Consider the following 13,392-nt stretch of genomic DNA (forward strand, 5'->3'; position numbering starts at 1 on the left):
TGTTCACTCCTTGATCAAGACTCCAGGGGGGATTATGCCACTCCCTCCCAGGAAAATTCCACGCAGGCCGTCCTGCCATCCGCGGACCATCGAGCCTCACGACTCAATTCACACACCAGGCGGAGCCCGCGACCATACAGCTCATTGCCCGCAGGTATCTGCATCCGGACTTTTTCAATATCAAATCCCTGACCACTGTCCTCCACGCTGAGGGTCAGCCGACCACCCGCTGCGACCGGCTCGACCCGCACAGTCACGCGGATAAACCCGGTCTGAAGCATGCCAAGACGCTCGGCGCGCTGCTGATAATACAGGGCGAAACCTGCTGCATCATGCTTGAGCGCCGAATCCAGCCCTAGTACACCATGTTCCAGCGCATTGCTATAAAGCTCGCCGAGCACCATGTGCAATGCAGCACCCTGATTGCGCAGTCCATGAACTTCAAGCAGCAACTGCAAGACGTATGGCAACGGGTTGAAGCGCCTCAGGGTCGAAGCGCGAAACTCGAAGCTGGCCGACCAGTCCAGTGGGCTGGAGGCACCGCTGTCCGAATAGGTCAGGGCAGGCAGACTCTGCAATGGCTCATCGACGGCACTGATTTCCAGCAAACTGACATCGTCACGTGCCTTGCCGCCAAAATCGTTGAGCGCTTCGAGAATTTCCTCGATCAGCAAGTGCGGCTCGCGGTTGGCAGAAAGCACCTGGCGCAAACGCTGCGCACCGAACAGTTCGTCATTACTGTTGCTGGTGTCGAGCACCCCGTCGGACAACAGGAAGATGCGATCGCCCGGCGCCAACGGATAGACATCGGTGCGTGCATCGAAAGCATCAACACTCAGCACACCCAATGGCAAGTGACTGGAAGCCAGCGGCACATGCTCACCCTGCGCGCCGCGCAACAGGTAACCGTCCGGCAAGCCACCGCTCCAGACCTCGACCTGCCGTTGTGCAAGGTTGATACAAAGCAGCGTTGCACAACAGAACATGTCGACAGGGAGGATACGCTTGAGCTTGGCGTTCATTTCACGAAGGATTTCAACCAGGCCGTAGCCCTTGGCCGTCATGCCGTAGAATACCTCGGCGAGTGGCATCGCCCCGACGGCAGCCGGCAAGCCATGCCCGGTGAAATCCCCAAGCAGCACCTGCATGTGCCCGGCCGGCGTGTAGGCGGCCAGCATCAGGTCGCCGTTGAACAAGGCATAAGGAGACTGCAAGTAGCGGATATTGCCGGCCCCCAGGCAACCGGCATGGGCAATCTGATCGAACACCGCCTTGGCGACACGCTGCTCGTTGAGCAGGTAATCGTGGTGTTTGCTGATCTGGTCACGTTGTTGACGGACAGTTTCGTGCAATACCCGCAAGCGGTTCATGGCATTGAGCTTGGCGGCCAGCACCAGCGGGTTGTAAGGCTTGGACATGAAGTCGTCGCCACCGGCGTCCAGGCAGCGTGCAAGCGCCTCACCTTCAGTCAGCGAGGTGAGGAAGATGATCGGCACCAGCGACTCACCACTCATCGCCTTGATCCGTCGCGCAGCTTCAAAACCATCCATGACCGGCATCATGGCGTCCATCAGAATCAACTGCGGACTTTCAGCCTTGAAGATGGCCACAGCCTCGACACCATTGCCAGCACTGAGAACCCTATGGCCCTGCCGCGCAACGATGGTTGAAAGCAGCAACCGGTCACTGGCACTGTCATCGGCGATCAGAATGCACAGTTTTTTCGGGGATGACTGCACTGGGTATGCTCAGTTCGAACAACTTCGAGAAATTGGAAATAGCCAGAATCTTCAGTACATCAGGCGTGCAATTGACAAGGTGCACCACCGCTTTATCGCCACCGGCATGGTCGCGCAACAGCAACAGCATCCCCAGCGCAGAACTGTCCAGGTAATGCGTGCCCCGCAAGTCGACTACATAGTTCAGCGTCTGCGGGTAATCCTCGTAGGCTGCGCGAAACGCCTGATGGGATTGAAAATCAAAGCGCCCTTCGATGTAAAGGGTCAGCGTCTGGCCATCGGCAGAGCGTTCGGAAGTGACTGTCATGGGGAACCTCGAGGTGTTTCATCACCGAGACATTGATAGCGTAGACCAGCCAGAGAAATCACCGCGGGTCTGATTGGGTCAAACGTCAGAATTGTTCGTGACGAGGCAGACGCTGCGACAACTCGTCGAGCAATTTCTGCTCCCGCTTATCCTCCAGCCTGCGTGCTTCATCCATATAACGCTGCACCAGCTTACGCAAGCCTTCGACCCGCGCGTAACAATCCTGCCAGGCGCTCCGCGCCCTATCGAGATTGGCCTTGTGCCACTCAAGGCTTTTGTATTGCTGGGCAACGGCGACATCGAGCTGGCTGAGAAAGCGCTGATAACCCAGTAACCACTGCCCGGAAACCCCGGCACTGCCGCGTTGCAACCATTGCTGCTGATAATCCTGACGAAACTGGTCAAGCTCCTGCAGCTTGTTGTTGGCCAGATTGACCTGCCCCTGAAAATGCCCAAGCCGCTGAGCCGCCGTTCGCTCGGCGGCTTCCGCCATCTCGACCACTGGCGCAAGACGCGCCGCTCGACTCTGAGCCATAAGCTATCAGCCGCCAGGTGCCGGTGCGAATATAGACGCCAGCGCCTCGCCACTGCCTTGCATGCTTTCGTTGTCTCGCAGGCCCTGGCGCTGATAGCGCACCAACACCGGGTGCAACGCAATCGCCATGTCGGTCTCGCGATCACCACCCGCCACATAGGCACCCACGCTAATAAGGTCGCGAGTCTGCTGATAGCGCGACCACAACTGTTTGAAATGCTGCGCACGCGCCATGTGCTCGGGGCTGACCACCGCAGGCATGACCCGACTGATGGAGGCTTCGATATCGATGGCCGGGTAATGGCCTTCTTCAGCCAGACGCCGGGACAGCACGATGTGACCGTCGAGCACACCACGCGCGGAGTCGGCAATCGGGTCCTGCTGGTCATCGCCTTCCGACAGCACCGTGTAAAAGGCCGTGATAGAACCACCACCCGCCTCGGCATTGCCTGCGCGCTCCACCAGCTTGGGCAACCGGGCGAACACAGAGGGCGGGTAGCCTTTGGTGGCTGGCGGCTCGCCAATGGCCAGGGCGATTTCCCGCTGAGCCTGAGCAAAACGGGTCAGCGAGTCCATCAGCAGCAGGACATTCTTGCCCTTGTCACGAAAGTATTCGGCGATTCGCGTGCAATACATGGCAGCGCGCAGCCGCATCAGCGGCGCATCATCGGCTGGCGATGCAACCACCACCGAGCGCTTCAGGCCCTCTTCGCCAAGAATGTGCTCGATGAACTCCTTGACCTCACGACCCCGCTCACCGATCAGGCCGACGACGATGATGTCCGCCTCGGTGAAGCGCGTCATCATGCCCAGCAGCACACTCTTGCCCACACCGGTACCGGCAAACAACCCCAGACGCTGACCGCGGCCAACCGTCAATAAACCGTTGATGCAGCGAATGCCGACATCCAGCGGCTGGCTGATGGGGTCACGCTTGAGTGGGTTGATGGTCGGGCCATCCATTGGCACCCAGTCTTCAGCCTTGATCGGCGAGCGGCCGTCCAGCGGCCGGCCCGCGCCGTCAAGCACACGGCCCAGCATGCTCATGCCCATTGGCAGGCGACCGGTATCGGCCAGTGGCACGACCCGCGCACCGGGCGCAATGCCCGCCACGCTGCCGACCGGCATAAGAAACACCTTGCCGCCAGAAAACCCCATCACTTCGGCTTCGACTTCAACCGGGTGATGACTGTCATCGTTGATGACCACACAACGGCTGCCCATCGCAGCACGCAGGCCCTCGGCCTCTAGTGTCAGGCCAACCATACGCAGCAGGCGGCCCTCTACAACGGGCTGGGCAGGCAGACTGATCGACTCGGCGTAGGAGCCGAGGCGCTTGCCGAAACTGGTGCGATCAAGGCGCATCGAGCGTGTCCGCGTCAGATTCGGCTGCACTGGAAGCCTTGCCGGGCGCAGCCTCCAGCTCGACGCTGAGGTCCGCCGCAGCCGGATGCGTCACCTGCTCATGCAACTGATCATGCATTTTGGAAATAGCCAGGGCGATTCGCGTTTCGACACTGGCATCAATACGACTGTGCTCGGTTTCGATACGGCAACCACCCGGCAGCAAGTCTTCGTCTTCGACTATTTTCCACGACTCTTCATGACGCTCGCGCATGGCCTTGACCAGCAGGAAGTCCTGAGGATTGATGAAAATTCGCAGGTTCTGCGCGCCCATCGGCAATAGCTTGAGGGCATCGCGCAACACGCTGGCGATCTGCCCGGAATCAGTGACCAGTTCGCGCTGAATGACCTGCCGCGCGATGTGCTCGACCAGATGAATGACGGCCTTTTCGATCTGTGTGTCCTGCTCGGCGATAGGTGCCAACAGGTGGCCCATCAGTTGTTCCAGGCTGGCGACCTTGGCCGCAAGAACGACTTCCGCTTCCTGGCGCACTTTTAGCTGGGTGCTGTGAAAGCCTTCCTTTTCACCGGTGGCGAAGCCTTCGTTCCACGCCTCCTGGCGGATGCTTTCCAGCTCCTCCAGGGTCAACGGCTGAACTTCGTCCAGCGGTACTTCTTCCATCTCGGCCGGTTCATCGACCGGTTCCGGTTCGGGCTCAGGCTCGGGTTCCACATGTGGATCGAAGCTGGGCAACGACCAGATATCGAGTAACCCGGCGTCCTTGGCGCGAATGAGGTCGCTGGCCGATTCTTTATTGGAACTGGACATGAGTCGGCTGAATCCTTAGATCATTTCCTCGCCACCCTTGCCACCGAGTACGATCTCGCCGGCCTCGGCCATACGACGCGCAATGGTGAGGATTTCTTTCTGGGCGGTTTCCACATCGCTGACACGCACCGGACCTTTTGCTTCCAGGTCGTCGCGCAACAGTTCGGCGGCACGCTTGGACATGTTCTTGAAGATTTTTTCCTTGATCGCCTCGTCCGAGCCCTTCAGCGCCAGTACCAGCACGTCCGAGGATACTTCGCGCAACAGCGCCTGAATACCGCGGTCGTCCACGTCGGAGAGGTTGTTGAAGACAAACATGAGGTCTTCGATCTGTACCGAAAGGTCTTCGTCGACCTCGCGGATCGAATCCATGAGCGCGCCTTCGATGGAACTGTCGAGGAAGTTCATGATGTCGGCTGCACGCTTGATACCACCCAGGGTGGTACGCGACGTGTTGGCGTTACCGGAGAACTGCTTCTCGAGAATCTGGTTAAGCTCTTTGAGCGCTGCTGGCTGCACCGTATTGAGCGAGGAAACGCGCAGGATGATATCCAGACGGACCTTGTGGTCGAAATGCCCAAGCACCTCGCCCGCCTGGTCAGCATCAAGATACGCCACCACGATGGCCTGAATCTGCGGGTGCTCGAAACGGATCACGTCGGCGACGGCACGCGGCTCCATCCACTTGAGGCTGTCCAGACCGCTGGTGTTGCCACCCAGCAGGATCCGGTCGATAAGGCCGTTGGCCTTGTCTTCGCCCAGTGCCTGGGTCAGCATCTTGCGGATATAGCCATCGGAACCGACGCCAAGGCTGGTCTGGTCGCCGACGATGTCGACAAACTCGCTCATGACCTCTTCGACCTGCTCGCGATGCACATTGCGCATCTGAGCCATCGCTACGCCCACTTTCTGGACTTCCTTGGGCCCCATGTGCCGGAGCACCTGAGCAGCGTCGGTTTCGCCGAGGGAAAGCAGCAACACTGCAGCTTTCTCGACTTTGGAGAGTTTGGCTACCATGGCTCGATCATTCATCAGTGTTAATCCACTCTTTCACGACCTGGGCCACACGACCCGGATCTTCGGCCACCAAGCTCTTGATTGCGTTCAGCTGTGCGTCATAACCCTCGGTCGGGCTAGGCAGCAGAATACTTTGCGGGCCACCCAGACTGACGCGGTCGTTGGACAACTCACCATCCAGGCCGCCCATGCCACCCAGCTCGGCGTCGCCACCGAAACCGGCCAGCTCCTTGCTCTTGCCGGTGGTGATGTTGGTCAACACCGGACGCAACACGCCGAACACCAGGATCAGGATGAAGATCACACCCACCGCCTGTTTGACGATGTCCCAGAACCACGGCTGCGAGTAGAACGACGCCTCTGGCAACACTTCAGCGCGCTCGCTGGAGAATGGCACGTTGATCACGCTGACGCTGTCGCCGCGGCTGGCGTCGAAACCGACGGCATCCTGCACCAGACGGGTGAAGCGAGCCAGGTCCGCCGCGCTCCACGGAGCACGGGTGACTTCGCCGTTGGCGGCGTTGGTCTTGACCATGTCGTCGACTACCACCGCGACTGACAGACGAGTCAGACGGCCCTGCTGCTGCTTGGTGTGACTGATCGAACGGTCCAGCTCGAAATTCTTGGTCGACTGCACGCGTTTGTCGGCAGGGTAAGGAGCCAACGCTGGCTGACCGGTCGCCGGGTCCATGATCTGTTGACCATTGGCATCCAGCAGCGGTTGGCCTGGAGCGATAGGGCCGGCAGCACCGGCCGCACCGGCCGTTGCATTCTGCGGAGCCGTCGCAGGACCTGGCGGCTGGTTGCTCAACGCGCCCGGAACGCCGCCCGTGCTTGAACTGCTGGAGCGCTGTTCGTTGACCGACTGCTCGCTGCGCAAGGCAGGCTGGTCAGGGTTGAAGCTTTCGGCGGTCGATTCGACGGCGCTGAAATCGACTACTGCCGAGACTTCAGCCTTGTAGCGATCGTTGCCCAGAATCGGCTGCAGAATGTTCTGCACACGCTGGGTCAGCATGCCTTCCATGCGACGGCTGTAGTCGAACTGCTTGCCAGCCATGGTCAGTTCGGAGTTTTCCGCCTGATCGGACAGCAAAGCGCCCTTCTGGTCGACAACCGTGATCTGCGACTTGCTCAGCTCGGGAACACTGGTGGCCACCAGGTTGATAATGGCCATAACCTGGCTGGGCTCCAGCGAGCGGCCAGCATACAGCTCGACCAGTACCGAAGCGCTTGGCTTGCGGTCGTCACGGACAAACACCGAACTCTTCGGAATCGCCAGGTGCACACGGGCACCCTTGACGTTGTTCAGGGCAGAGATGGTACGTGCCAGTTCGCCTTCCAGACCACGACGATAGCGCGTGGCTTCCATGAACTGACTGGTCCCCAGGCCCTGATCCTTGTCGAGGATTTCGAAACCGATGTTGGCGTCGTTCTGCACCACGCCTGCCTGCGCCAGCTGAATACGCGCACGCTGCACATCATCGGACTTGACCAGCAACGCGCCGGAATTGGGTTCGACGGTGTAGTTGATATTCGCCGCAGTCAGGGTGTCCATGATCTGCTTGCTGTCCATGCCCGCCAGGCTGCCATAAAGCGGACGATAGTCAGGCTGCTGGGACCAGAGCACCACGGCAAAGCCGATGGCCACGCTCGCGGCAAGACCGACCATAAGGCCGATCTGACGCAGCATGGTCATTTCGGAAAGGTTTTCCAGAAAAGACAAACCGAACAACGGTTTCTTATCGGAAGCGCCCGCTCTTGCTGGAACGGGATCGGCAGTTGCTTCGGCCATGACTCAGTACGTCCCTTAAACCGGCATCTGCATGATGTCTTGATAAGCTTGAACCAGCTTGTTACGCACCTGGGTCAACGCCTGAAAAGACACGCTGGCTTTCTGCGACGAAATCATGACGTCGGTCAGATCCACGCCGCTCTTGCCGATTTCAAATGCATTGGCCAACTGGCTGGAGGCCTGCTGGGTCTGCGCGACCTTGTTGACGGCCTGGCCAAGCATGTCGGCAAAGCTGCTGGCGCCGGCTTCCTGCGCGCCGGACACGGGCTTGGGTGCAGACATCGCATCCATCTGCATGGCCCGCATATCCAACATCAAGCGATTAAATTCAACACCTTGGCTCATGGACGTTTCTCTCGTAAGGCCCGCAAATTTTTGACACTGATTCAGCGGGTACAGAAGACATAGCAACAACGGTGCCAGCTAGATGGCGGCTATTTGCCACACCAAATGGGAATACCATGTTGCCCGACATGAAATCACTCCAGACCTCCCGTATTCATGGGGGTATCCGGATATTTCCGGCTTGCGCCGTTTATACGAATATTCAGTGACCAGCGATCACAACCACCGATCAGCGCCACCGGTTCAGGTAGCGAACAGATAGGCTTCCACATCCATCCCGGCATCGCGCATCTGCGCCAGCTTGTAACGCAAGGTACGCGGGCTGATACCCAGGCGCTCGGCGGCCTCCTTGCGACGACCGCGCTCCGCACGCAGCGTGTCAATAATCATCTGAAACTCGCGACGCCTGAGGTCATCACCCAGGGCACCGACAGACTCCGCATTGCCACCAGCACCTGCATTATCAGGCGAGGATGTGACAGGCAAAGACGGCACAGCCTCCACCACGGCAGCGGCTGGAAGACTTGTCACCGGCCCGGAGAGACAGAAATCCTGCGCCTGTATCACCCCGCCCTGCTGCAGAATCAATGCTCGCTGCACGGCGTTATCCAGCTCACGCACATTGCCAGGCCAGGGGTAGCTGACCAAACACTGCTGCGCCTCGGCAGAAAGACGAACCGGCGCGTGCTTCATTTTATTGACGTGCTTGGCCAGAAGCCGCTCGGCCAGTGGCAGAATATCGGCAGTCCTTTGACGCAGCGCCTGCCAGGCCAGTGGAAATACCGACAGGCGATAAAACAGATCTTCGCGAAAGCGCCCCGCCGCCACTTCCCCTGCCAGATCGCGGTTGGTAGTAGCCACAACGCGAATATCCAGAATGATCGGCTTGCGCGCACCCACGCGCTCGACTTCCCGCTCCTGCAACACACGCAACAGTTTGGCCTGCAGCCCCAGTGGCATTTCGGAAATCTCGTCAAGCAGGATTGTCCCGCCGTCAGCCTGTTCGAACTTGCCAGCCTGCGCGGCAATGGCGCCGGTAAACGAGCCCTTTTCATGACCGAACAGCGTCGCTTCCAGCATATTGTCCGGAATCGCAGCGCAGTTGATCGCAATAAAAGGCTTATCGGCACGCGGAGAATTTTGATGAATGAAACGCGCCAGCACTTCCTTGCCTGTGCCGGACTCACCGGAGATGAGCACAGTGGAGTCGCTCTTCGCCACACGGCTGGCCAGGTTCAATAACTGGATACTGGCGGGTTCAACAGCAATCGGCCCGTCGCGCTCGGCAGGCTCCAGACGACCCAGTGCATGTCGTGCAACCAATGCAATCAGGGCCTTGGGTTCGAAAGGCTTGACCAGATAATCGGCCGCGCCCTGACGCATGGCATCGACCGCGCGATCAACGGCACCGTGAGCGGTCATCAGCAATACCGGCAGTTGCGGATGCCGACTGCGCAACAGGCTCAGCAACTGGTGACCGTCCATGCCCGGCATGTTGACGTCGCTGATCACCAGACTGAACGGTTGCGCCTCGGCTGCGACCAACGCCTCTTCAGCAGAGCCGACCGCCTGGTATCCATAGCCAGCCAATTCCAGGGTTTCCCCAAGTGCCTCGCGCAGCGAACGGTCGTCCTCGACCAACAGCACGTTGATCGACATCAGTTGTTACCCATCGAGCCGGAAGCCGGAATCAATGGCAGGCTGACAATTGCACAGGTGCCACGACCGACCCGCGACAGATAATGCACGCCGCCCTGATGCGCACGCGACACCGCCGTCACCACAGCCAGACCAAGCCCGGTGCCGGTGGTCTTGGTGGTGAAAAACGGCTCGCCGATACGCGCCAGCGCAGCCTTGTCCATACCACTGCCATTATCGCTGAAGCATATGCGCAACACATTGCCGCGGCTGTACACATGAACTTTCAGCAGTGTCCGGCCAGCACTGGCCTGGACGGCGTTTTCAATCAGGTTGAGCAACGAACCAACCAACGTGTCGCGATTGCACAGCAACTCGCCTTCAATACTGTCGCACTGCCAACGCACCGGTACGCCCTGCACATGGGTGACCGCAGCGTTTTGCAAAGCCTGGAACAAGGCAACGGGCGTCAGGCGATCCGTCAGCGGCAACTCGCCACGGGCAAACACCAGCATGTCGCGAACCTGATGCTCGAGCTCATGCAGACGATCCTTGAGCCGTGCGGCAAAGCGCTGCTGGGTTTCCACCGGCAATTCCTGCTCGGTCAGATGACTGGCGTAGATCATCGCGGCCGACAACGGTGTACGAATCTGATGCGCCAGAGAAGCGACCATCCGACCCAGCGATGACAAGCGCTCGTGACGCGCCAGTTGCTCCTGGAGATGGCGGGTTTCGGTCAAGTCATTAAGCAGCACCAACTGCCCGGGTTCAGCGTCCAGCGAGCGGGTTGCAATGGAAAGCCTGCGGCCGTCCTTGAGCGAGACTTCGTGGCCATCGTCTTCACGCGGGGCAAAACACCGACTGATGACGTGACGCCAGAGCATGCCCAGCAAGGGCTGGCCCAGCAGATCGATTGCCGCAGGATTGGCTTCGCGCACCACGCCCATGCCATCAATAACGATTACGCCACCGGGAAGCAGATCAAGCAGGCTTTGCAGGCGGTTGGCCAGCCGCTCTTTTTCCGCCAGCTCTTGCAGGCGCTGGGCACCGGCATGGGCCAGTTCGCCCTTGAGTTCAGTGACACGCGCTTCGAGCAGACCATAGGAGTCAGTCAATTGCGCCGACATTTGATTGAACAGCGAGAACGCCTGCTCAAGCCCCTGACGACTTTCCAGCTCCGGGGAGTATTGAGCCTGAGCAGATAGGGCGGAAGTCAGTTGGGCGGCCTGGGACATAGTTCATCTCTCTCGTGGCGAACCGTCAGTAAACGGTGTGTTGAGAGGGACTTTGCAATCCTCGTGCCGAAAAAAAACCCCTGAAAATTCAGGGGCTTGATTTTTGGCGCTACAGACAGGCGTCAATCATCTGCCTGTTCATCACCTTCGCGACGGCTCATACCGTACTTGCGCATCTTCTCGACCAGCGTGGTGCGACGAATCCGTAAACGCTCTGCAGCACGGGCAACAATACCGTTCGCGTCGTCGAGCGCCTGCTGAATCAGACCCTGCTCCAGACCACCCAGATAGTCTTTCAGGTCCAGACCTTCAGGCGGCAGCATTGCGCCCGACGCGAAATTCGGCGTATTGCTGTTGATGGCGACGCGCTCTTCGATATCGCTGCGCATGCTGTCGACCATCTGCTCGTCTTCGTCATCGACATAGCGGAATTTCTTCGGCAGCTCGGCCACGCCGATCACGCCGTACGGGTGCATGATCGCCATGCGCTCGACCAGGTTGGCCAGCTCGCGAACGTTGCCCGGCCAGGCATGACGACACAGCGACATGATGGCGGCGGAATTGAAACGAATCGAGCCGCGCTTTTCATGCTCCATGCGCGAAATCAATTCGTTCATCAACAGCGGAATGTCTTCAACACGCTCGCGCAACGGTGCCATCTCGATGGGGAACACATTGAGACGGTAATAAAGGTCTTCGCGGAAGCTGCCAAGCTCGATCATGTTTTCGAGATTCTTGTGCGTCGCGGCAATAATGCGCACGTCGATGCTCTGCGTCTTGTTGCTGCCCACGCGCTCGAAAGTGCGCTCCTGCAACACGCGCAGCAACTTGACCTGCATGGGCAGCGGCATGTCACCAATTTCATCAAGGAACAGCGTACCGCCGTTGGCAAGCTCGAAACGGCCGGCACGACTGGTGATTGCCCCGGTAAACGCGCCCTTCTCATGCCCGAACAACTCGCTTTCGAGCAGCTCGGCCGGAATGGCACCGCAGTTGACCGGCACAAACGGTGCATCGCGGCGCTTGGAGTGATAGTGCAGGTTGCGCGCTACCACTTCCTTGCCAGTCCCCGACTCACCGAGAATCAAAACGCTGGCGTCAGTGTCAGCGACCTGCTGCATCATCTGCCGCACATGCTGAATCGCGCGACTGGTTCCCACCAGACTGCGGAACAGGTTCGGCTCACGATGACGTCCACGCTCGCGGGCCTGGTCGTACATCTCGCGATAGACCTGGGCACGGTGCAGGGAGTCGAGCAGCTTGCTGTAGCTGGGCGGCATCTCAAGCGCGGAAAGAACCCGCCTGCGCAGGTCCTCCGGCAACTCGACAGAAGAATTTTCACTCATAAGCAGCACAGGAAGGAACTCATCCCATGCTGCGATGGTCTTAAGAAGCCCTTGAAGGCTGCCCGGCGCGTTTACGCTGCCGACCAGCACACAAAGGACTTCTCGCGGAGATGCCAGAGAGCCGACAACCTGCTGCCAGTCCTGGCTTGAACAGGAGAGGTTTTCTTCGCCAAGAAAATTCAGGATAACCGCCAGATCCCGGCGGCGCTGGCTATCGTCATCGATTAGCAGAATCTTGATTTCACGCCACATGCAATAGCAACTTCCCTAGTCAACTCAATGCCCATGATTGGGGGGCAGCTTGGCATCTCAGCTGTATAAACCTTGAGACGCCAGAAAATAGTAAACATCACTAGTTAAGTCAAAAAAACGAACACAGTCAAATTTATGGCGAAATTCTTGTCGAACAATAAAAATGACAATTAAACATTAACCGAACAGATGGTATACCTTCGTCGCGTTCTTCGCATTCTGGATTTGAGTCATTTCATCGACGACTGCTTGACGCTCCCCGGTTGCAACATCAATCAGTTGCCTGTAGACCCCCAACAACTCCTCAAGATTGCTGCGCAGAGCCGGTTCGTCAGCAGGCGCTTCGCTGACCACCGCATCGACACATTCGCGACACGCCAGGTCAAGTTTGACGATAGCCTCCCAGTCGCGTTCGGCAAGCGCCCCCACCAGGGCTTCCCGGGTTTCTTCGATACGCTTGAGCGCAGCACTCATCTTGTTGTTCTCCTCAGGGCAGCAACTTATTGTTGTGCTTGTGCGGTACCGATAGCATCCCAGCCTTCCTTGACGGTGATCAGCAGCCCGGCAACCTCGTCGAGCATCTTCTGATCGTTGCGTGCGTTGGCTTCGGCCAGACGCGTCATCATGTAGTGATAAAGGCTGTCCTGCCTGACCAGCGCTTCGCTGGGGGCGTTGTCCAGGTCAAGCCCTTCACGCAGACCACCTACGATGCCGATCGCCTTGCTGATGAACACGCCTTTGCTGGCGACGTCCTTGCGTGCCATGGCACCCTTGGCTTGAGCGATACGGTCGAGGCCACCCTCCATCAACATTTGAACCAGACGGTGAGGACTGGCTTCCGAGGTCTGAGCCTGGGAGCCGATCTTCTGATACTGCCGCAACGCTAACATCGGATTCATAAGGGGGACCTCGTCGCAAATCCATAATACTGATACTCAAGCTATCGACGCATGGCGCAGAAACTTTAGCCCAAAAGCAGAAACCCGACACGGAGTCGGGTTCTTGATACTTCT

13 protein-coding genes are annotated in these 13,392 nt (G+C 58.8%); all 13 read right to left on the minus strand.

Features of this window, described 5'->3' with window-relative positions; genetic code table 11:
- Positions 1 to 32: 32 nt before the first annotated feature.
- The gene (locus RYC18_RS22380; protein ID WP_004664462.1) at positions 33 to 1,739 is read right to left on the minus strand and encodes a fused response regulator/phosphatase; all 1,707 of its coding nucleotides are present in this window, start codon (positions 1,737 to 1,739) and stop codon (positions 33 to 35) included.
- Positions 1,696 to 2,046, minus strand: a complete 351-nt coding sequence (locus RYC18_RS22385) for an STAS domain-containing protein (protein WP_002554287.1) — start codon at positions 2,044 to 2,046, stop codon at positions 1,696 to 1,698. The genes RYC18_RS22380 and RYC18_RS22385 overlap by 44 nt, the downstream gene beginning before the upstream one ends.
- A gap of 85 nt (positions 2,047 to 2,131) precedes the next feature.
- Positions 2,132 to 2,581, minus strand: a complete 450-nt coding sequence (gene fliJ / locus RYC18_RS22390) for a flagellar export protein FliJ (RefSeq protein WP_002554288.1) — start codon at positions 2,579 to 2,581, stop codon at positions 2,132 to 2,134.
- 6 nt (positions 2,582 to 2,587) lie between these two features.
- The gene (gene fliI / locus RYC18_RS22395; protein ID WP_004664459.1) at positions 2,588 to 3,946 is read right to left on the minus strand and encodes a flagellar protein export ATPase FliI; all 1,359 of its coding nucleotides are present in this window, start codon (positions 3,944 to 3,946) and stop codon (positions 2,588 to 2,590) included.
- On the minus strand, positions 3,936 to 4,754 hold the full coding sequence (gene fliH, locus RYC18_RS22400; protein WP_002554290.1) for a flagellar assembly protein FliH: 819 nt from the start codon (positions 4,752 to 4,754) through the stop codon (positions 3,936 to 3,938). The genes fliI and fliH overlap by 11 nt, the downstream gene beginning before the upstream one ends.
- Before the next feature lie 15 nt (positions 4,755 to 4,769).
- Positions 4,770 to 5,786: a flagellar motor switch protein FliG gene (gene fliG / locus RYC18_RS22405; protein WP_002554291.1), complete on the minus strand. Its 1,017-nt coding sequence runs from the start codon at positions 5,784 to 5,786 to the stop codon at positions 4,770 to 4,772.
- Positions 5,779 to 7,563: a flagellar basal-body MS-ring/collar protein FliF gene (gene fliF / locus RYC18_RS22410; RefSeq protein WP_002554292.1), complete on the minus strand. Its 1,785-nt coding sequence runs from the start codon at positions 7,561 to 7,563 to the stop codon at positions 5,779 to 5,781. The genes fliG and fliF overlap by 8 nt, the downstream gene beginning before the upstream one ends.
- Positions 7,564 to 7,578: 15 nt before the next feature.
- On the minus strand, positions 7,579 to 7,908 hold the full coding sequence (fliE, locus tag RYC18_RS22415; protein WP_002554293.1) for a flagellar hook-basal body complex protein FliE: 330 nt from the start codon (positions 7,906 to 7,908) through the stop codon (positions 7,579 to 7,581).
- Between the two features lie 243 nt (positions 7,909 to 8,151).
- Positions 8,152 to 9,567: a sigma-54-dependent transcriptional regulator gene (locus tag RYC18_RS22420; RefSeq protein ID WP_004664453.1), complete on the minus strand. Its 1,416-nt coding sequence runs from the start codon at positions 9,565 to 9,567 to the stop codon at positions 8,152 to 8,154.
- Positions 9,567 to 10,781, minus strand: coding sequence for a sensor histidine kinase (locus RYC18_RS22425; protein WP_005780439.1), 1,215 nt, complete (start codon positions 10,779 to 10,781; stop codon positions 9,567 to 9,569). Before RYC18_RS22425 ends, RYC18_RS22420 begins: the two co-directional genes overlap by 1 nt.
- A gap of 122 nt (positions 10,782 to 10,903) precedes the next feature.
- Complete coding sequence (gene fleQ / locus RYC18_RS22430; protein WP_004664450.1) at positions 10,904 to 12,379, minus strand: transcriptional regulator FleQ; 1,476 nt, start codon at positions 12,377 to 12,379, stop codon at positions 10,904 to 10,906.
- 177 nt (positions 12,380 to 12,556) lie between these two features.
- Complete coding sequence (fliT, locus tag RYC18_RS22435) at positions 12,557 to 12,853, minus strand: flagellar protein FliT (protein ID WP_002554297.1); 297 nt, start codon at positions 12,851 to 12,853, stop codon at positions 12,557 to 12,559.
- Positions 12,854 to 12,879: 26 nt separating this feature from the next.
- Positions 12,880 to 13,278 (minus strand): flagellar export chaperone FliS, encoded by a 399-nt coding sequence (gene fliS / locus RYC18_RS22440; protein ID WP_002554298.1) that lies wholly within the window; start codon positions 13,276 to 13,278, stop codon positions 12,880 to 12,882.
- Positions 13,279 to 13,392 lie beyond the last annotated feature (114 nt).

Origin of the sequence: Pseudomonas syringae group sp. 247E2, assembly GCF_032587795.1 — a bacterium.
Classification (GTDB): Bacteria; Pseudomonadota; Gammaproteobacteria; order Pseudomonadales; family Pseudomonadaceae; genus Aquipseudomonas; species Aquipseudomonas amygdali.

Excerpts from the sequence above, each read along its gene's own strand:
- RYC18_RS22385 (WP_002554287.1), bottom strand. The coding sequence starts at position 2,046 with ATGACAGTCACTTCCGAACGCTCTGCCGATGGCCAGACGCTGACCCTT.
- fliJ (WP_002554288.1), bottom strand. The coding sequence starts at position 2,581 with ATGGCTCAGAGTCGAGCGGCGCGTCTTGCGCCAGTGGTCGAGATGGCG.
- fliI (WP_004664459.1), bottom strand. The coding sequence starts at position 3,946 with ATGCGCCTTGATCGCACCAGTTTCGGCAAGCGCCTCGGCTCCTACGCC.
- fliH (WP_002554290.1), bottom strand. The coding sequence starts at position 4,754 with ATGTCCAGTTCCAATAAAGAATCGGCCAGCGACCTCATTCGCGCCAAG.
- fliG (WP_002554291.1), bottom strand. The coding sequence starts at position 5,786 with ATGAATGATCGAGCCATGGTAGCCAAACTCTCCAAAGTCGAGAAAGCT.
- fliF (WP_002554292.1), bottom strand. The coding sequence starts at position 7,563 with ATGGCCGAAGCAACTGCCGATCCCGTTCCAGCAAGAGCGGGCGCTTCC.
- fliE (WP_002554293.1), bottom strand. The coding sequence starts at position 7,908 with ATGAGCCAAGGTGTTGAATTTAATCGCTTGATGTTGGATATGCGGGCC.
- RYC18_RS22420 (WP_004664453.1), bottom strand. The coding sequence starts at position 9,567 with ATGTCGATCAACGTGCTGTTGGTCGAGGACGACCGTTCGCTGCGCGAG.
- RYC18_RS22425 (WP_005780439.1), bottom strand. The coding sequence starts at position 10,781 with ATGTCCCAGGCCGCCCAACTGACTTCCGCCCTATCTGCTCAGGCTCAA.
- fleQ (WP_004664450.1), bottom strand. The coding sequence starts at position 12,379 with ATGTGGCGTGAAATCAAGATTCTGCTAATCGATGACGATAGCCAGCGC.
- fliT (WP_002554297.1), bottom strand. The coding sequence starts at position 12,853 with ATGAGTGCTGCGCTCAAGCGTATCGAAGAAACCCGGGAAGCCCTGGTG.
- fliS (WP_002554298.1), bottom strand. The coding sequence starts at position 13,278 with ATGAATCCGATGTTAGCGTTGCGGCAGTATCAGAAGATCGGCTCCCAG.